Annotated in this window: 15 protein-coding genes; 7 read left to right on the top strand and 8 right to left on the bottom strand. The window is 52.7% G+C overall.

Translation table 11 applies throughout. The features are described 5' to 3' along the window. Positions 1–163: 163 nt before the first annotated feature. Together MK110_06250 and MK110_06245 are read right to left on the bottom strand one after the other, a co-directional pair. Positions 164–1,006: an RNA polymerase sigma factor RpoD/SigA gene (locus tag MK110_06250; protein ID MCH2210884.1), complete on the bottom strand. Its 843-nt coding sequence runs from the start codon at positions 1,004–1,006 to the stop codon at positions 164–166. 244 nt (positions 1,007–1,250) lie between these two features. Next, complete coding sequence (locus tag MK110_06245; protein MCH2210883.1) at positions 1,251–2,036, bottom strand: ATP-binding protein; 786 nt, start codon at positions 2,034–2,036, stop codon at positions 1,251–1,253. Between the two features lie 32 nt (positions 2,037–2,068). Between MK110_06245 and purM the strand changes: the two genes are divergently transcribed. Next, positions 2,069–3,196 carry a phosphoribosylformylglycinamidine cyclo-ligase gene (gene purM, locus MK110_06240; GenBank protein ID MCH2210882.1) on the top strand — a complete coding sequence of 376 codons (1,128 nt, stop codon included), beginning with the start codon at positions 2,069–2,071 and terminating at the stop codon, positions 3,194–3,196. Positions 3,197–3,231: 35 nt separating this feature from the next. Then, entirely contained in the window at positions 3,232–4,050 is an 819-nt protein-coding gene (locus MK110_06235) for an ABC-2 family transporter protein (protein MCH2210881.1), read from the top strand. A gap of 105 nt (positions 4,051–4,155) precedes the next feature. On the opposite strand, the gene MK110_06230 is transcribed toward MK110_06235, so the two are convergent. Together MK110_06230 and MK110_06225 are read right to left on the bottom strand one after the other, a co-directional pair. Then, positions 4,156–4,620 carry a hypothetical protein gene (locus MK110_06230; GenBank protein ID MCH2210880.1) on the bottom strand — a complete coding sequence of 155 codons (465 nt, stop codon included), beginning with the start codon at positions 4,618–4,620 and terminating at the stop codon, positions 4,156–4,158. A 217-nt stretch (positions 4,621–4,837) separates the two neighbouring features. Further along, positions 4,838–5,584, bottom strand: coding sequence for a hypothetical protein (locus tag MK110_06225; GenBank protein MCH2210879.1), 747 nt, complete (start codon positions 5,582–5,584; stop codon positions 4,838–4,840). Between the two features lie 594 nt (positions 5,585–6,178). On the opposite strand from MK110_06225, the gene MK110_06220 reads away from it, so the two are divergent. After that, positions 6,179–6,919 carry a TVP38/TMEM64 family protein gene (locus MK110_06220; protein MCH2210878.1) on the top strand — a complete coding sequence of 247 codons (741 nt, stop codon included), beginning with the start codon at positions 6,179–6,181 and terminating at the stop codon, positions 6,917–6,919. A gap of 249 nt (positions 6,920–7,168) precedes the next feature. Continuing rightward, a complete protein-coding gene (locus tag MK110_06215; protein ID MCH2210877.1) occupies positions 7,169–8,038 on the top strand; it encodes a TauD/TfdA family dioxygenase in 870 nt (289 codons plus the stop codon). 35 nt (positions 8,039–8,073) lie between these two features. Here MK110_06215 and MK110_06210 read toward each other — a convergent pair whose 3' ends face one another. Next, positions 8,074–8,925: a PAC2 family protein gene (locus MK110_06210; GenBank protein ID MCH2210876.1), complete on the bottom strand. Its 852-nt coding sequence runs from the start codon at positions 8,923–8,925 to the stop codon at positions 8,074–8,076. Between the two features lie 313 nt (positions 8,926–9,238). On the opposite strand from MK110_06210, the gene MK110_06205 reads away from it, so the two are divergent. After that, positions 9,239–10,321: a membrane dipeptidase gene (locus tag MK110_06205; GenBank protein ID MCH2210875.1), complete on the top strand. Its 1,083-nt coding sequence runs from the start codon at positions 9,239–9,241 to the stop codon at positions 10,319–10,321. A 145-nt stretch (positions 10,322–10,466) separates the two neighbouring features. Here the strand turns inward: MK110_06205 and pgsA are convergent, their stop codons facing one another. Further along, entirely contained in the window at positions 10,467–11,087 is a 621-nt protein-coding gene (gene pgsA, locus MK110_06200; GenBank protein ID MCH2210874.1) for a CDP-diacylglycerol--glycerol-3-phosphate 3-phosphatidyltransferase, read from the bottom strand. A 197-nt stretch (positions 11,088–11,284) separates the two neighbouring features. Next, positions 11,285–12,706, bottom strand: coding sequence for a 30S ribosomal protein S12 methylthiotransferase RimO (rimO, locus tag MK110_06195; GenBank protein MCH2210873.1), 1,422 nt, complete (start codon positions 12,704–12,706; stop codon positions 11,285–11,287). Positions 12,707–12,971: 265 nt separating this feature from the next. Here rimO and tadA point away from each other — a divergent pair, with 265 nt between their 5' ends. Beyond that, positions 12,972–14,318, top strand: coding sequence for a Flp pilus assembly complex ATPase component TadA (gene tadA, locus MK110_06190; GenBank protein ID MCH2210872.1), 1,347 nt, complete (start codon positions 12,972–12,974; stop codon positions 14,316–14,318). Between the two features lie 8 nt (positions 14,319–14,326). Next, positions 14,327–16,141, top strand: a complete 1,815-nt coding sequence (locus MK110_06185) for a hypothetical protein (GenBank protein MCH2210871.1) — start codon at positions 14,327–14,329, stop codon at positions 16,139–16,141. Between the two features lie 161 nt (positions 16,142–16,302). Here the strand turns inward: MK110_06185 and MK110_06180 are convergent, their stop codons facing one another. After that, a complete protein-coding gene (locus MK110_06180; protein MCH2210870.1) occupies positions 16,303–17,364 on the bottom strand; it encodes a ribonucleotide-diphosphate reductase subunit beta in 1,062 nt (353 codons plus the stop codon). Positions 17,365–17,420: the final 56 nt, after the last annotated feature.

Raw genomic sequence — 17,420 nt, 5'->3', positions numbered from 1 at the left:
TCTCCCTGGAACCATACCATCCTTTCAGACACAGCCGCATTGTAGCCATTGCGGGTCCTGAATGCTCCGGCGTTTCTTGAATGACCCGGATCACCGGTGCTGAACGATTCGTGAAGAGTAGACTCCGTGTCACCGTCGGTTTCGCGACTATATTCGTCTGTGTCTATTCGCCGCTTAAATTTCGATTTAGTTTTTTCAGTGCTTCACCTTCGATCTGCCGAACGCGTTCACGAGTCAGGCCCAGTGTTTCTCCAATTTCCTTCAGGGTGCGGGGTTCACTGTCGTCCAGGCCGAATCGCATTCGGAGAATGGTGGCCTCACGGGAGTCCATTTCATTTAGCAGTCGAAAGACATGTTTCAGGTTGTCACTGTTGATCAGTTCATCTTCCGGGTCTCGTGTCCGTTCGTCGGGGACGACGTCGCCTAACGTCAGGCCTGTCTCGTCCTGATCTGACTGAGGCGTAGCGTTGTAAAGTACAATCGCTTTCTTCACGATTCTGAGTTTCTTTTTCGGGATCTCCAGTTCCCTTGCGATATCTTCGGCCGTTGGTGTGCAGTTTGTTTCTTCTGTGAGTTTGGCTGCCGCACGACGCCATTTCGACAGCAGTTCAACCATGTATGCCGGGATTCGGATGGTCTTGGCTGAATTGACCAGAGCACGTTTGATTGATTGCTTGATCCAGTAACTGGCGTACGTACTGAACCGCGTGTTCATATCCGGGTCGAAGCCTTCCACTGCCCGCAGCAATCCCAGATTACCCTCTTCGATCAGGTCGGGCAGCGGTAGGCCCTTACCTCCGTAACCTCTGGCGATGTTGACAACCAGACGCAGATTGGCACGCACCATTCGGTCTCGTGCGGCGCCATCGCCTGCTGAGATACGGCGTGACAACATTTTCTCTTCATTTGCTGTCAGCAAAGCCGTTTCGTTGATTTCGCGAAGATATGTTTCCAGCGGTGTCTGCAGACGGGACGATGAACGTGACTTGGTGGCAGTCTGAGGCATATTGGCGTGTTCCGGCTGGGCGGTCCATTACAAAATCGTTTTCTCGTATGGGGTATCGTCCTCCGGTCGCTCTATGCATCAGTCCCAAACACGCAGAATTTGCCGAAGCCGGGATTGCCACGGCAACAAATGAAAGATTTGCTTCGATCTTTGGATCGGGAGAGACTGAATTCTTCGTCACAATGCGGATAACCGGTGCGCAGGCGTAAGATCCCGCGTCTGACAAAAAAGCGAAGAAAGGTGGTTATGCCGCCTGCGGCATCAGTTCAGCCACGGCTTCATGTACCAGAGCCGCGTCAATTGGTTCTGACTGCATTGATGTGACAGCGTGCACAATCTCGCAAACCCGCAGCAGTTGTGCAGGCAGTCCACCACCCAAATCAGCAATGGCATGCCAGCCGGTGTCGGTAACCTTGTTCACCGGACATTCAAGGTGCGCCAGTCGACGCACCACGAATTCAATCGCTTCCTGTTTTGACAGAGGTTCCAATCGTATGTTCAGCGACGAGCGTTTCTGTAGGGAAATGGGCAGCGGTCGCTCTGTGGATGCAATGATGCTCAACGCCCCGCGGGAAGATTCAGCGATGGAGGTCAGAAGATGCAGCACGTTGTCTGTGTCTTCCTGGGCGAAATCAGCATCATCCAGCAGAATCACTGTCTGGTGATGACAATTCTCACGGGCGAGCAGTTCATCCCGAACCAGCATCATCAGCGCTGAGGTATCTGTCGAGGTCTGGCTGAACACCGAAAGTGCCCCACAAAGCTGCCACAGGCTGGCTCGACAGTCCAGAGACGCCATATTCTGCCGGATCGTCCGTCGGCCAAGTCCGGTAAGCTCGTCAGCGGTACGTTGCAGGACGGTGGATTTTCCCGTCCCGTAGCTGCCTTTGAGCAGCGCAAACGCTTCACCGTTTTCCACTACGTACAGGAGTCGGTTGACAGCTTCGGTCTGGCCTGCGGTGTGGAATTTCCAGTCTTTTGGCTGTGTTGAGTTTCCAAACATCCGACCGCTCCCGTGTCGCCAGTTCATTCACTACAATTCGTGATATCGGCACAAATTGAATGGATCAGCCAGCGAATCGCGAGCGATTGCTGCCGAAGACGCGAATCAACTATGGGAATATCATGACAGGACTGGACTACCGTTCGGCAGGAGTTGACCTGGATGTGTACGAACAGGCAATGAAGCGACTTCCTGCGCTAATGGATGCGACACGCACGCCGGGAGTCATCGGGCTTCCTGGCGGTTTCGCCGGGCTGTTTCATCTGGGAGCTGTACGAAACTGGAACGATCCGGTTCTTGTCTCCGGTACCGACGGCGTGGGGACAAAGCTGCGAGTCGCAATTGATGCCGGATTGTATTCGACGGTTGGAATTGATCTGGTGGCCATGTGCGTCAACGACTGTCTGTGCTCTGGTGCCCTGCCTTTGTTTTTTCTCGATTACATCGCGATGGATGCGGATAATCCTGAGTTGCTTGAACAGCTCGTTCACGGGATTACCGATGGATGCTGTCGGTCCGGTGCCGCACTGCTGGGTGGCGAAACTGCGATTATGCCGGATATGTATGCTGCTGGTGATTTTGATCTGTCCGGTTTTTGTGTCGGAGCCGCGGAACGATCAGAACTCATCGATGGTCGTGAACGAATTGAAGCCGGCGATGTGGTGATCGGTCTTCCGTCGTCGGGTTTTCACTCCAACGGATACAGTCTGATTCGCAAAGCCGTGTTCGAATATGCCGGACTCAGTACCACGGATCGACTGGGACAGTTTGACGGCAGAACCGTGGGTGAAGTCCTGCTGACTCCGACACGTATTTATGTGAAACAGGTGGCAGCTCTAATGGAAGTGACCGGCAATGCCGGTGTTCACGGTATTGCTCACGTGACAGGCGGAGGAATTGCTGAAAACTTACAACGTATTCTGCCTTCAGGAATTCAGGTTCAGATCGATCGAGACTGCTGGAAAATGCCGCCGGCATTTGACTGGCTTCAGAGCATCGCTGAGATCGAAACGACAGAAATGTATCGGGTGTTCAACATGGGAATTGGTCTGGTCGTGTTCGTACCCGAACGTCTGGCGGATGCGGCGTTGACTGCTGTATCCACGGAGGAATATCCGGCAACCGTTATTGGAAAGGTGCTGGACTCCGCATCGGATTCTCCCGGAAACGTCCAGCTGAACCACTGAACAGGGCACTACTGACTCAGAGGACGATTCACAGCATGTATCATGCCCGCGTGTTGTTCACGTTCATACGCAATGGCGTGATCCGTGAAACGATGTTTCAGGCAAACTTCCTGATTCAGGTTCTCACGCGCGGTTTTTGGTTTTTTACACAGATTGCTCTGTTTCGTGTCATTTATGCGAGTGTGCCGGAGATCAACGGATGGAATGAAGATCAGTATTTTGTTTTCATGGCCACCGGGATGATGGTGAACGGCATAGTGGAAACATTTTTCATGCCCAACTGTGCCGTGTTCAGCGAACAGATTCGCACAGGTCGACTCGATTTCGCCCTGTTAAAACCAATCGATTCACAGTTTTTGGTATCCCTGGAGCGAATCAATCTCGCGATGGTGAGTCAAATTATTTTGGCGCAGGCGCTGCTGCTGATGTCGCTTTGGAATATTGGAGAAGCGGTTTCTCTGCTGCAGGTCACGATCTATACCGTTTACGTTCTTGCAGGCGTTGTATTTTTTTATTCTCTGATGATCACGATGGCCTGCAGCAGTATTCTCCTTGGGCGCAACCAGGGACTTTATGATTTTTGGTTTTACATCACCGTCTTTGCCCGATACCCGCGATCAATTTACGAAGGGTATGACGACTCACGAACTGAGGGCGGCGAAGTGTTGCAGTTCGCGTTTTCCTATGTGATGCCGATACTGCTGGTCATTACGGTTCCGGCCAGGGTGATTCTGGGCACGCTGGACGAGCCTCGCTGGGCACTGATTGCGGCCGCAGGTTCAGTGGCCAGCATGATCATTTCACGAGTGGTGTTTCACTGGTCACTGAAGTTCTACCGCAGTGCCAGCAGTTAAGTGAGATGTTCCTCAGTCACAGCAGGCGTCCAAACGACAGGCACTGTCTGACTGAACCTCGATGTCTGTCTCGGGGGCTCAGCGTCACCGTCTGTGAAAAACAGCTCAAACGAAGTCTTCGTCGTCATCGAATTCTTCAAAATCGACTTCGACATCGTCACCGGCCTGAAAGTCATCGTCGTCGTCAAAATCATCCATCTCGTCTGATGACGCAACTTCTGTTTCTGCGGAGTTGTAGTCTTCCTGAATTTCTAAATCCTCGCCATCCTCAATGTCATCCGCGTCCGCAAACTCATCGACCTCCAGATTCGCATCAGAATCCTGAGTTTCTTCGTCTCCATCAGGCTCAGTTGTGGCCTCTTCTGTGTCTTCTGCTCCTGGAATCAACAGAAAAGTGACAACGGGAGATGCCAGGGCGCCAATAGACATCAGCAATGTGGCACCAAACAGTCCCCACATTCCGGGAGTCTGTGCTACGCCCCCGATCGCACCGATTACCAAGGCGGCAATCAATCCGACAGCAGGAATTACGGCCAGAAAACTGGTGAGAATCAGCTGTTTTTTCGACATCCTGGAGTCTCCGCCGGGTCTCGCATGAAGAGCAGGGATCGGGAATGGCAGGTAAACCTGATGAGGGGACGCATATCCTGCCTGTCAGCATGTTATCGACATCGTACGCCTGCCGGTTCAGTTCCTGCAACAATGACTCTGCGACTTTAGCGGTTTCACCCCATAACAGCACCGGTTAAACAAGTTCGGAATCGTTACAGACGACCGGCTGAATTGATCAGTCGTGATTTTCCGATTCAGGGTCCTGGTTCGGAGTCCAGCCGGCGGACATCATTCGGAGGATATTGATGGCCTCTTCCGGCTGCTGAACTTTTCTCCCGCAGACGCGGCCCTCTCGGTCGTGGGCGGCCAGTATTTCGAGTTCGGCCCATGATTCGGACAGTACCAGGCGACGTCGAGCCCGAATTCCCAGTGTTCCTTCAAACATACGATGTACGGACGGGAGATTTTCGATCAGCCACCGTGTTCGTTCGGTGATGAAGCCGCTGAGTGCCGCGAGACCGGACAAGTGGCTGTCCCGCGGGTCAATTCCTTTTCCGACGTCGTGCACCAATGCGGCAGTGAGCAGTTCTTCGTCCCACGGGTGAGTCACACGCGTCAGTTCGAAGACCTGCAGACTGTGATAGAGTACGTCCCCTTCCGGATGTAGGTCTGCGGGTTGGATTACTCGATCCAGCGGCAGCAGCAGAGCCAGATAGTGCTCAAACCGATCTTCCGGCAGGTCCGAATCTTCCGGTGTGTCCGGACCGGGCAACGTAGCAGGAAAAGTACCCGAAGAACCCATTAGCTGCTGCAGATGGACTCGTATTTCCATATCGGTCGGCAGACATTCAGCCGGCAGAAAACTGCCGGTGATTGTTCGAGCTGCCTGCCAGCGGGCGTCGTGATAATTACTCACACGACGCCCGTGTAACAGCCGGGCTGCATCAAAACTGATACGTTGACGTAATTGAACGCGATCCATTGGTGCACCGGCTTGCACCGGAAGATTTCATGACGATTGGTCAGGGACAATTTACTCAATGGTGAGTGCCCGATGGCACTCATGTTACCGTGCTTGCGGACCCTGTCATTGTTGGTGGAATGATGAACAGGTGCAAGGATTGTAATGTCCGAAAAAATGGACGGATTGCGAGAATACATACGGAATATAATCAGTCCGGGCTGTGTTCAGCTGTCAGTCAACAGTTGTTAATCCTGTCCGCTGGATTGCGGATCATTTCGTTGAACGTCCTAAAGGCCGAAGTTGCTGTATCTGACCATCCGCGATCGAACACTATGGCTGAGATCCAGTCACGACGAGGGGGCACTCCGGCGTTCCAGTCAAACGAGGGGGCCGAGGATTGTCGAATGGTGAACCTGGCAGCGAGCCCAGCGAATCGAAAATTTGGTCTTTCTGTTTGAAACGATAGAGACGGTCTTGGCGGTTCGAATTGGGTACACTGATTCACAGATTGACACCCAAATTCTGACGACCAGACAAGCAATGACAGATTCTGACCGGAACTCAGTTGAGACCATGTCACCAAACGAACCCCAGTCAGGTGTGAGCAGAATTGTGATCAGATTCATTGTCCTGGCCGGTGTCCTGGCTGTGGCAGGCTTCGGTTACAGGAGTTTTGAGGACTCACTCAACCTCGAGAGTCTTGTCACTCATGAACAGCAACTGAAGTATTACCATGACGCGTTTCCTGTCTTTGTGTTCGTTGCTGCATTCGTGATTTATGTTGTGGTGACTGGTCTGTCGCTTCCCGGTGCTGCAGGTTTGACACTGGCGTACGGTTGGTTCTTTGGATTTGTTCCAACCGTGATCCTTGTCAGCTTCGCGTCCACCACCGGAGCGTCGATAGCGTTTCTGCTGAGCCGCTATATTTTTGGGACAGCGATTCAGGAAAGATTCAAGGACGGTCTGGCCACGTTCAACGTGGCACTGGAGACGGACGGTCCGTTTTATCTGTTTACTTTGCGTCTGATTCCACTGGTGCCATTCTTCGTGATTAACGTGGTGATGGGACTAACACGGCTCCCGTTACGTACGTTCTGGCTGGTCAGTCAGGTTGGGATGCTGCCGGGAACCATGGCTTATGTTTACGCCGGATGCAGCGTCCCGGACCTGCAGACGTTCCAGGTTCAGGGATTCGGTAACATCGTTTCTCCGCAGCTTCTGAGTGCCTTTGTGATTCTGGGACTCCTGCCCCTGGTGCTAAAAAAGGCGGTGGAGTTCTTGGGGAAATTCGAGAAACGGACGGGATCTGCGGCGGATACCGAAGTCGATTCTGATGCGTCATCGGGACATTAGTCAAACATCGATCGTCCGAACGAGCCGTTCAGATGCATCCGGCGACTCGTCGGTTGCCGGACGTATGATCGTGGTTGCTGCCTCAGGACTCCGTCATGATTGATGCGTTGCGATGACTGGTCAGACGCGGTAAAACGCAGTTACTGATGCCTTTATGTTTTCCGCAAGATCAATCGTGGCGCACCGTCAATAGCCGGGATCGATTTTTCGGGTTGTCAGGATCACTGTTGAACAGGCGATGAGATCTCTATGCCTGTATTGCCCCCAGCCTCATCTGATGATTTTGTTGCGAGATCTTTGCCGTCTGCACTGGGCGCAGAAATCGGGGGCGTGAATCTCGCGGCAGGTGTTACCGACGATCTGTTCCAGCAGATCTACGACGCATTTTTGAAGTATCAGGTACTCGTTTTCCGCGACCAGCATCTTACTTCGCAGCAACAGCTGCGGTTCGGACAGCGTTTCGGTGAGCCGCAGGTCCATGTCCTGAATCAGTTCCACGATCAGCAGTATCCGGAACTGTATCTGCTGACCAATCTCAACGAGGATGGACAGCCGGACGGCAGGCATCCGGACCCAGGAACATTGCACTGGCACACGGACGGATCATGGACTCAGCGTCGTACTATCGCCACGATGCTGTGCTGTCTGGATGCACCGTGCAAAGGTGGTGAAACGGAACTGGCCGACATGTACGGAGCGTACGAAGCGCTGAGCGAAGCGATGAGACGGCGTGTTGAATCGTTGAGTGCTGTCCACCACCTCAATTTCCATAAAAAGCGGCGTGATCCCAGTCCGTTAACCGCTGAGCAGGTGCGGAATTCTCCTCCTGTCGAACACTCAATTGTGAGAATTCACCCGGAAACCGGACGACCGACAGTCTACCTGGGTGATATGGCGGAATTGATTGCAGGAATGCAATATGGAGAAGGTCGCGCTCTTATCGAACAGCTGAATCAGCTCATTACGTGTTCGGAGTTTGTCTACGCTCATCAGTGGCAGGTTGGCGATCTGATGGTCTGGGACAACCGCTGTACGCTGCACCGTTCTATGCCATACGACACCGCTTCCGAACGACGTGTCATGCGGCGTCTGACGATACTTGATCAGCCATCACTTTGAATGTGCGCGGAGACTACGGGCAGTGTCGATCGACGCTATTCGGGAAATGAATCGTCACTGATGAGTTCATCATCGTAGTCGCGTTCCATTTCGCGAATTTTTTCAAGCAGTTCGTCATTTTCTTGGACGATTGTTGAGACCTCTTCTTCCCAGTTGTTACTCGCCTGGCGGAGCGAATCGAGTTTTAGGGGCAACTGTAGAATTCCCGCCAGCTGTCTGGTGACCGCCTCAATACTCATTGGGTTCCTGCCATGCAGGTACCCGGGGATTTCCGCAATCAGAGAAATCATCTCCAGACCCGCGGAGGGCACCTGGGTCATTAGATAGCTCATAAATGACCCTGGCCCTTTGTAACTGGTCCGGCGAACACCAAACGGCTGCATGGCGTCGAGCAGTCGTTCCTCTGAGGCTGTGATGTAAAGCCGTGGCTGGCGTGTATGAGGTACTGCTCCGCCGAACGAGCCGGAGAACAGAAAACGCGAGATACCGATCTGATCAGCGAGAAAAATGAGTGTATCGCGAAAAGTTGGCCAGCAGAGGTGCGGCTCGGCGCCGACGAAAAATACCAGATTGGATGTTTCATCAAGATAAAAGGTGTTTTTCGGCATTTCTACATTCGTGACCAGGCCGTTGGCGATTTCGATCTCCGGCCTGAACATGGCTGCTGTCTCCATCGATCCGGGAAAATTGAAGATATAAAAGGGTTCGGGATTTAGTTCCGCAAACGGTTTTGCTTCCAGCAGATCAATGATTCGGTTGACGGTTCCCGTTGATACTTCGCCCCCGTCCATCCATCCGGTGAATGCCATCAACAGCGTTGCATCCTTCAGTGACGGAGTTTCACGGAATGTGATTACTTCCTGCGGACTCATCGACATCTTTTCCATGTCTGTTTATTTCGGCTGAATTTTGGGTTTGGAATCACTCGAACATTCTGGCCGTTTTTCGTCGTAAAGTCACGATCCGCACGATCAACTTTTACGGACTGTCGTTTACTGCGACATTCCTGGGATTCGGATTTATGGTGTCCTGAAGTTAACTCTGCTGAACGTGTGGATTGCCGCTGCCTGAAGATTGAATAACCTGTTTCCTGTCGGTCAGTCATGGCGTCTGACCAATGCCGTACCGGGAGAACTCCCCGGCCGGACAGGCATTGACGTTACAATTCAGATATTAACAAGCAAATGACAGGTGTTCCTGATGCTGATCTTTGACGCTCATCTGGACCTCAGCCTCAACGCGATTGAATTTAATCGGGACCTGCGACGTTCGCTGGACGATGTGCGAAATGCTGAAGCAGAAACAAATGATCATAAGTCCCGGGGGCGAAATACCGTCACCTTTCGCGAAATGCGCAAAGCAGAAATCGGCGTCTGCGTTGCTACCCAAATTGCCGGATGTATGAAACCGAGGGCTTCGGTTGCCGTCTGGGAATCACCTCCACAGGCGTGGGCAATGACTCAGGGGCAACTGGCATGGTATCGCGCCATGGAAGACATCGGTGAACTGAAAATGATTCGCACGTCCGATGATCTTTCATGTCATCTGGAATCGTGGAATGCTGACGCCGACAACACGCCAATTGGCTACATTCTGAGTTTGGAAGGGGCTGATTCCATGCGAACTCCGGACGATCTGGAAACCGCCTGGAATTACGGACTTCGGGCACTGGGCCCGGCGCACTACGGAGCCGGTCGTTACGCCCTTGGTCACGACCAGGTTGGTCCACTGTCTGAGCAGGGTAAAGAACTGCTGCGGGAAATGGATCGTCTTGGGATTCTGCTGGATCTGACTCATCTGTGTGAGCAGACATTCTGGGATGCGCTGGACATTTATCAGGGACCGGTCTGGGCCAGTCATCACAACTGTCGGGCACTGGTCGACGATCCTCGCCAGCTGACAGATGAACAGATTCGGGCGATTGCAGATCGAGGGGGAGTTTTGGGACTGGCGTTTGACGCGTGGATGATCGTCCCTGGCTGGAAACGGGGAACGACGACTCCCGAGTCAGCCGGATTGACGATCGAACACGCTGTTGACCATGTGGACCACGTTTGCCAGTTGCTGGGCAATGCCAGGCATGTCGGGATTGGAACCGATCTCGATGGTGGATTCGGTACAGAACAGACACCACAGGACATGAACTCCATTGCGGATCTCCGCAAGGTGCTCGACATTCTGACGGTGCGCGGATACTCGGATGAGGATGTTAAAGCAATTGCTCACGGCAATTTTATCGAGTGCGCCATGCGTGCTCTTCCCCGGTCAAATTCTTCGCAGTAAAATTCTTCGCAGTGTCGGTCAGAGGACAGATGTGAATAACACAGGACGCATCGGTGATGCGGACCAGGTGATGCGGACCAGGTGATGCGGACCAGGTGATGCGGACCAGGTGATGCGGACCAGGTGATGCCCGCTTCCAGCCGTCTTACGGTTTTCGGTTGAGCAGTGTGATGCCCCGAATAACGTAGATCAGACCACTCCAGAGAGTCACACAGACAGCCAGCCACAGCAGAAAGTCACGAACCGGAATCAGCCACGGCCAGTCCAGCTCGGGAGCGAGGGAGATCAGAGCCACTGTCACGGCCACACATTGCAGAACCATTTTTGTCTTGCCGATGAAACTGGCAGAAAAGTCGTGGCCAGACTGCTCCAAAAAACCTCTGAGGCTGGACACAAACATTTCACGACCGATGACTGTGATAACCATCCAAGGGGTGACCCCCGAAGATCTTTCACCACCGGGGCTCAGCAGAAACAGAAATGTTCCACCGACAATGATTTTGTCAACGAAGGGATCGAGGATTCTTCCAAGTGTGGTGATCTGACCGGAGCGGCGGGCCAGCCAGCCGTCGAGCGCATCGGTCGATGCAGCGAACACGAACAAAATTGAACTGGCGATCCACCAGCGACCACTGTCAATGAGGGCAAACAGGACGGCTGCCAGCACAAGACGGCTGAGTGTCACCAGATTTGGCAGGTTAAGTGATTCCCGGCCGATGTGAATGGAATCTGATCTGACAGAATCCGAATTCGTGTCCTCCGTCATTCGATTATATTCCTGCTCTTCCGAACTGCAGTGTCAGTCGCGAATAGACCTGGTTCCATGATGATCGATCCGGAACCCCATGTCACCGGGTCGGAAATTGACAGCTTTACACGAACCGTCGGTCGGTATCTTCGCTGGTCCGGGGCCGGCCGATTGTTCTCAGAGTTTCCAGCTGACAGATAATATACCAGGCCCCTTCAGGGGGCAGGCGTATCAGCTTCAGCAGCAATTCCGATTAAATCGTATTCATCACGCCGCAGGATCTCAACGGGGATGAGAGATCCAGGATCCAGCTTCTCTGCAGAAACATATGTACACGCATCGATTTCAGGGGCGTCGGCAAATGATCTTCCCACCCAGACATTCTCTTCGACCTCTTGGTCGATCAACACATCGATTTCGTATCCGACGAGTGACTCAGCATGATCGAATGCAATCGACTGCTGCAGTGTCATGAGTTGATTGTGACGTTCAACTTTCACAGCTTCCGACAAATGTTCGTCCAGGCGGATTGCCGGAGTACCCGGCTCTGCCGAATATGTAAACACACCCATTCGCTCAAAACGGGTTTCTGCGACAAAGTCACACAGTTCCTCGAAGTCTTTGTCTGTCTCACCAGGGAACCCCGTAATGAACGTGGTTCGCAATACAAGATTGGGAATTGTCTCCCGTAGCTTGCTCACCAGTTCGCGTGTTTGTGTGCCGTTCACACGGCGCTGCATGCGTTTCAGTACCGGAGAACTGATGTGCTGAAGAGGCATATCCAGATAAGGCAGAATCTTTGATGATTCGGCAATTGTCTGAATCAGCTCATCATTAAAATGAACGGGGTACAGATACATGAGTCGGATCCAGTCGATCTGATCGACGGTTTCCAGCTGTCTGAGCAATTCCGCCAGTCGCACTTCCCCGTAATAATCGAGTCCGTAGTAGGTCGTGTCCTGAGCCACTATGTTCAGTTCGCGAACGCCGTCAGTTGCCAGTTCACGGGCTTCTTCCATTACCATCTCGATGGGTTTCGTAACGTGTTTTCCTCTCATCTTGGGAATGGAGCAGAACGTGCATGTCCGATCACACCCTTCGGAAATCTTCAGGTAGGCGTAGTGGGAGGGGGTGATTCTCAGTCGAGCCCGGTCGTCCAGCGCCTTCATTGGTGCGGGGCGGAACAGTTCCCGATGTTCCGTAATTCCACCCACCAGTTTATCTGCGGCCCTGACGATCTCGTCCCGGCCAAACACACCGACGACATGGTCGATATCCGGCATCTCATTCAGCAGTCCGCCATCGTCTTCGAGACGCTGGGGCAAACAGCCGGCAACAATCACCCCGCCTGTCTGTCCTGACGACTTAAGGTCCAGCATTTCCTGAATCACAGACCGAGATTCGTCACGTGAACTTTCAATGAACCCACAGGTGTTGACCACCACGAAGTCCGCACCATCGGCTTCCGGTACCAGTTGGTAGCCGTCCAGTGCGAGCTGTCCCAGCATTTTCTCACTGTCGACCAGATTCTTGGGACAACCAAGACTGACAAAAGCGTACGTTCCTTTTGTCGGACCGACAGCGTTTTGTGGACGAGATGGTTCAGGCCTGGAGTCAATGATTGGCAGCAAAGACATGTTCCAATACCTGTCGTGAATGTAGAATACAGCAGCTTAACCATGTCCCGGCACAGCCGGGACAACAGAGCGTACAGAATCACTGAGGATTCCCGAAAATGCGCGAACGTGAAAAATGCCGAATCATGGATTCTGCCTGACATCATTGCAAAACCCGCCTGAAAACCACGGTAGCGCTGGCCTCCTGCCATCTGGTCCATCAGAATGACGGCGGGATTCGTACCTTGAGAGGTGATTCCAGCGTTTCAATCAAAGGACGGGCAGCGTGTCAGACGTCGAAGAATCGGAGCAGGTACTCTTTCAGGGGCCCATGTTCGGACGTGAAGCTAATCTTAAGAAGAATCCGCGTCTGGTGCAGGCCGGTTTGATTCCGGTCAAACGTATGATTTCTGACGCTTTGTCCCGACGTGCGCATTCTGTCGTCACTGAGTCCAAAGGACCAAGGCTGATCGTTCGGTTTGTGGTGGACGGAATTGCCTACCCGGCGGGGGCATTTCCCGGAAAGCAGGGAGTGGCCATTGTTCAGATTGTTAAACTGCTCTCAGGGCTGGATGTTCAGTCACGAGTTAAACCTCAAAAAGGCGGGATCCTGGCCGAGTTTAACGGTCAGGAGTATCGACTGCTGGTTGACACATTACCGATCAAAGGTGCAATGGAACGGTTGAGGATTCGCGTGGAGGATCCCAGAGAGTCATTCGTTACGCCCACCGAAGTTAGTTTTCCTGCCCAGCTCAAAACCAAACTGCAGACAATGTCATCACCTCCACCCGGGGATGATGCATCCGGAATCATCCTGTCCTGCGGAGGTCCGGAATCAGGAGTGACGTCGTTGTCGCTGGTGGCCATGCATTGCATGGACCCGTATTTGTACTCAGTATTTAATTTTGCTGATGTCGGTGAAAAACGCTTGGTGAATGTCAGTGATTCGGATGACGAACCTGGAATTGATCTGGAAATCAGGCTGGATCGAGTTATTCGCAGGGAAGGTGATGCTGTTTACCTGGGTAAGTTTGATGACCCGCAGCAGGTTCAGTTGGTGTTTGATTACTGTGACCGACTGTGCTTCTTTGGGGAGATGGCAGCTCGAACGCCGGCAGATGCTGTGAGGCAACTGATCGACTGGGTCGGTACAGATAAAGTATTAAGTGGACTCAAGGCCGTAATTTCTCAAAAACTCATTCGGCGGCTGTGTAAAGACTGCAAGCAGGCATTTCGTCCAAGACCTCAGTTATTGAAGCAACTGGGCCTGCCGCCGGAAACCACGGTTCTGTATCGTGCTCCGGTTCCACCCCCGGAGGATCACGCGGAAGCCTTGTCAGTGGAAGAACTCTGCGCTAAGTGTAACGGAAGTCCGTATCACGGACGGGTTGCTGCGTATGAGGTGTTCGAAATGACGGATGAAATGAAGGAAGTCATCGCAGAAAGTGGTGACGTGAAAGCGATTCGCAAACAGATGAACACTGAAAAACAGCTGACAATGCAGCGGGACGCACTACGTCTGGTGGTGAACGGAACGACATCACTGGAAGAAGTCAAACGCGTTTTTACCTCACCGCGTGGCGGACAGGACAAACGCCGTCCGGTGAATCCACGGCCACGTCACAGACAGTGAGCTAGAATTTGCAAGGTGAATTACCGATTGAATTCGGTTCGCAGGAAGCGGCCGAGACCTACCGTCATCGACTGAAGCTGGCCACTCGACAGGTGCTGTTACTTCAGCGTCGTGACCGCAGGTTTGTGCGTGTTCGCACAGCACTTTTTCTGGTGCTGATCGTACTGGGAACGTGGCTGACTGCAGATCACCGGGCCGTTTTGCCGTTCTCGATTACGGCTGCTGTTCTGGTTCTGGCAATGGTGGTTCATCGGCCAACTCTGCAGCGTCTGAGATCAACCGTTCGTATTCAGCGGTGGTATTCTTCGTGTCTGCAGCGACTGACCAATCACTGGAGGCAGCTTTCTGAATCCGGTGAAGAATTTGTTTGTTCGGAACATCCCTGGTCCGGTGACCTTGACCTGTTTGGTCCAGGATCGTTGTTTCAGAAACTCTGCCAGTGTCGGACTCTCCCGTCTCGTCGGCTGCTCGCACGCTGGATGACAGAAGTGCCTGCAGCGCAAACAATCATTCACCGTCAGCAGATGGCTGAGTCTCTTCGCAATGAACTGGATCTTCGTGAACGTCTGGCCATCATTGATGATGCGGCCAACTGGAGTGATACGGAAGTAACTTTGAATCGGTGGGCGGCAGAAGCGGCCCGGACTGTGCCGACGTGGATTGTGCTTTGTTCGGCTGTGTTTGGGTTTGCGGGAATCGTCCTGTTTTTGATGGCCGCAGCAGGTGTTGTGGGGTATTCAACATTGTTGCTGGTTCTGCTTGCGCAGATGCCGCTGATGTTACTGGTTCGTTCGCAGATCAGAGCCATGGCAGCTGCCGTGGACAGTGTGAATCAGGCACTCAGGCAGCTTTCACATATTCTTGCAGAACTGGAATCTCATTCATTCGACGATCCTCATGTTGTTGAACTGCAGCAGGTGCTGAAAACTGGTGGCCACCGGGCTTCCACACGGATTCGTTCACTGAGCAACCGGATTGGCTGGCTGAACAATTGCCTGAGAAATCAGTTTCTGATTCCGTTCGCCTGGCTGTTTGGACTTACCGTACTGCTGACCGATCGTATTGAACGCTGGCGAGTGCACTATGGCGGACTGATTCCCGGTTGGATTGATGCATCGGCAGAACTGGAGGTACTGCTTACGATCGGGGCCTGGAGTTTTGACAATGCAGATACAACGCTTCCCGAGATTTCGGACGGATCGCCTAGGATCGCTGCCCGTGACCTGGGCCATCCACTGCTGTCGAACCAGGAATGTGTACTCAATGATGTTGAGCTGACTCAGGACAAGCGGTTGATGTTGATCAGTGGGTCGAACATGTCCGGAAAAAGTACGCTGCTGCGTTCAATCGGAACAAATCTCGTCCTCACATGGTGTGGAGCTCGGGTCAACGCCAGATCAATGTCAACAACGCCGTTTCGGATGGGGACAGTGATGCGCGTCAGTGACTCTTTGATTGAGGGGCGTTCGTTTTTTTTTAGTGTTGTTCGGCGACTGCGTCAGGTCGTCGATTTGACCAACGGCACTCATCCGGTTCTGTTTCTGCTGGACGAGATCCTCAATGGAACAAATTCGAACGACCGACGCCGGGGTGCTGAGGCCGTCATTCGATCGCTGCTTGATCGCGGAGCGCTGGGGCTGGTGACCACACACGATCTGGAACTGACCCGAATTGTCGATTCACTCGACGGACGCGCGGCAAACTATCACTTTGAGGACCAGATTACGGACGGTGCGATGACGTTCGATTATCAACTTCGTCACGGAGTAATCGAACGCAGTAATGCAATTGAACTGATGCGGATGATGGGACTTGATGTTTAGTGTGATTTACGGAAATTCACAGACTGCTTCGGCCGGACTCAATATTTTACAACCACCGGAAGACGCTCCGCCTGATGAAGCCCCCTTCCCGACCAGGGCCGTCCTTCTTTCTCAATCGGGCCGGCGGAGAACGCCCTCACAGAGCACTCCATGCCGGAATACTAATCCCAGCTCAGTGAACCACCGGCCTGGTATTCGGTGACCCGGGTTTCGAAGAAATTTTTCTCTTTGGAAAGATCAATCGTTTCGCTCATCCACGGAAACGGGTTGGATGAGCCGTATTGAATCGGCAGTCCGATACGCTGCAGGCGGCGGTCGGCGATGTGCTGGACGTAGTCCCGGAACAAGGCTGCATTGAGTCCAAGAACACCTCGCGGCAGACACGATTCTGCATATTCGATTTCCAGTTCCACAGCTGTACGGACCCGTTCAATCATGGCTTCCTGAAAATCTGATGTCCATAGTTCAGGATTCTCCGACTTGATCCCGTTGATGAGATCGACGCCAAAGTTCAGGTGAATTGTTTCATCGCGCAGAATGTACTGAAATTGTTCCCCGATACCTGTCATCAGATTCCGACGGTGGAACGACAGCATCATCACGAACCCGCTGTAGAAGAACACTCCTTCCATAATTACATAGTAGCCGATCAGGTTTTTCAGGAATGTCTGCCGTCCTTCAAATGTTTCGGTGGCAAAGTCGGGATCGAGCACTTCAGCGGTGAGCTCCATCTCGAAGGCATCTTTCTTTGCGATCGTTGGAATCTCACGATACATGTTGAAGATTTCACTTTCGTTCAACCCCAGCGTTTCCACGACATACAGAAAAGTATGCGTATGTACGGCTTCTTCAAATGCCTGTCGGAGTAGGTACTGCCGACATTCTGCGTTGGTGACATGCTTGAAAATTGCCAGCACCAGATTGTTGCCAACCAGTGACTCTGCGGTCGAGAAGAATCCCAGATTCCACATGATGACGCGACGTTCATCGTCTGTCAGTCTGTCGGATTTCCATGTTTCGACGTCTCGATTCATGGGGACTTCTGTTGGCATCCAATGGTTGGCGCAACCATTCAGGTAGTGTTCCCAGGCCCATTGGTATTTGATCGGCATCAGCTGATTGACGTCGACCTGTGCACAGTTAATCAGGCGTTTTTCATCGGCCTGAAATCGTCCGTTTGTTCCTGTGGAAAATTCCTGTTCGGTCGAAACGGTTGTGGTCATCATGACACCTTTCAATGGTTTGATACTGACAAATAAGAATTGCGGAGGCCGGACAG

Origin of the sequence: Fuerstiella sp. (assembly GCA_022447225.1) — a bacterium.
Taxonomy (GTDB): Bacteria; Planctomycetota; Planctomycetia; order Planctomycetales; family Planctomycetaceae; genus S139-18.
Note: the sequence above shows the minus strand (reverse complement) of the source record. Positions and strands in the feature narration are given on the sequence as shown.

Coding starts and splice junctions, on each gene's coding strand:
- MK110_06215 (MCH2210877.1), top strand. CDS start 7,169: ATGCCTGTATTGCCCCCAGCCTCATCTGATGATTTTGTTGCGAGATCT.
- MK110_06250 (MCH2210884.1), bottom strand. CDS start 1,006: ATGCCTCAGACTGCCACCAAGTCACGTTCATCGTCCCGTCTGCAGACA.
- MK110_06205 (MCH2210875.1), top strand. CDS start 9,239: ATGCTGATCTTTGACGCTCATCTGGACCTCAGCCTCAACGCGATTGAA.
- MK110_06225 (MCH2210879.1), bottom strand. CDS start 5,584: ATGGATCGCGTTCAATTACGTCAACGTATCAGTTTTGATGCAGCCCGG.
- MK110_06235 (MCH2210881.1), top strand. CDS start 3,232: ATGTATCATGCCCGCGTGTTGTTCACGTTCATACGCAATGGCGTGATC.
- MK110_06230 (MCH2210880.1), bottom strand. CDS start 4,620: ATGTCGAAAAAACAGCTGATTCTCACCAGTTTTCTGGCCGTAATTCCT.
- pgsA (MCH2210874.1), bottom strand. CDS start 11,087: ATGACGGAGGACACGAATTCGGATTCTGTCAGATCAGATTCCATTCAC.
- MK110_06180 (MCH2210870.1), bottom strand. CDS start 17,364: ATGACCACAACCGTTTCGACCGAACAGGAATTTTCCACAGGAACAAAC.
- purM (MCH2210882.1), top strand. CDS start 2,069: ATGGATCAGCCAGCGAATCGCGAGCGATTGCTGCCGAAGACGCGAATC.
- rimO (MCH2210873.1), bottom strand. CDS start 12,706: ATGTCTTTGCTGCCAATCATTGACTCCAGGCCTGAACCATCTCGTCCA.
- MK110_06210 (MCH2210876.1), bottom strand. CDS start 8,925: ATGGAAAAGATGTCGATGAGTCCGCAGGAAGTAATCACATTCCGTGAA.
- MK110_06245 (MCH2210883.1), bottom strand. CDS start 2,036: ATGAACTGGCGACACGGGAGCGGTCGGATGTTTGGAAACTCAACACAG.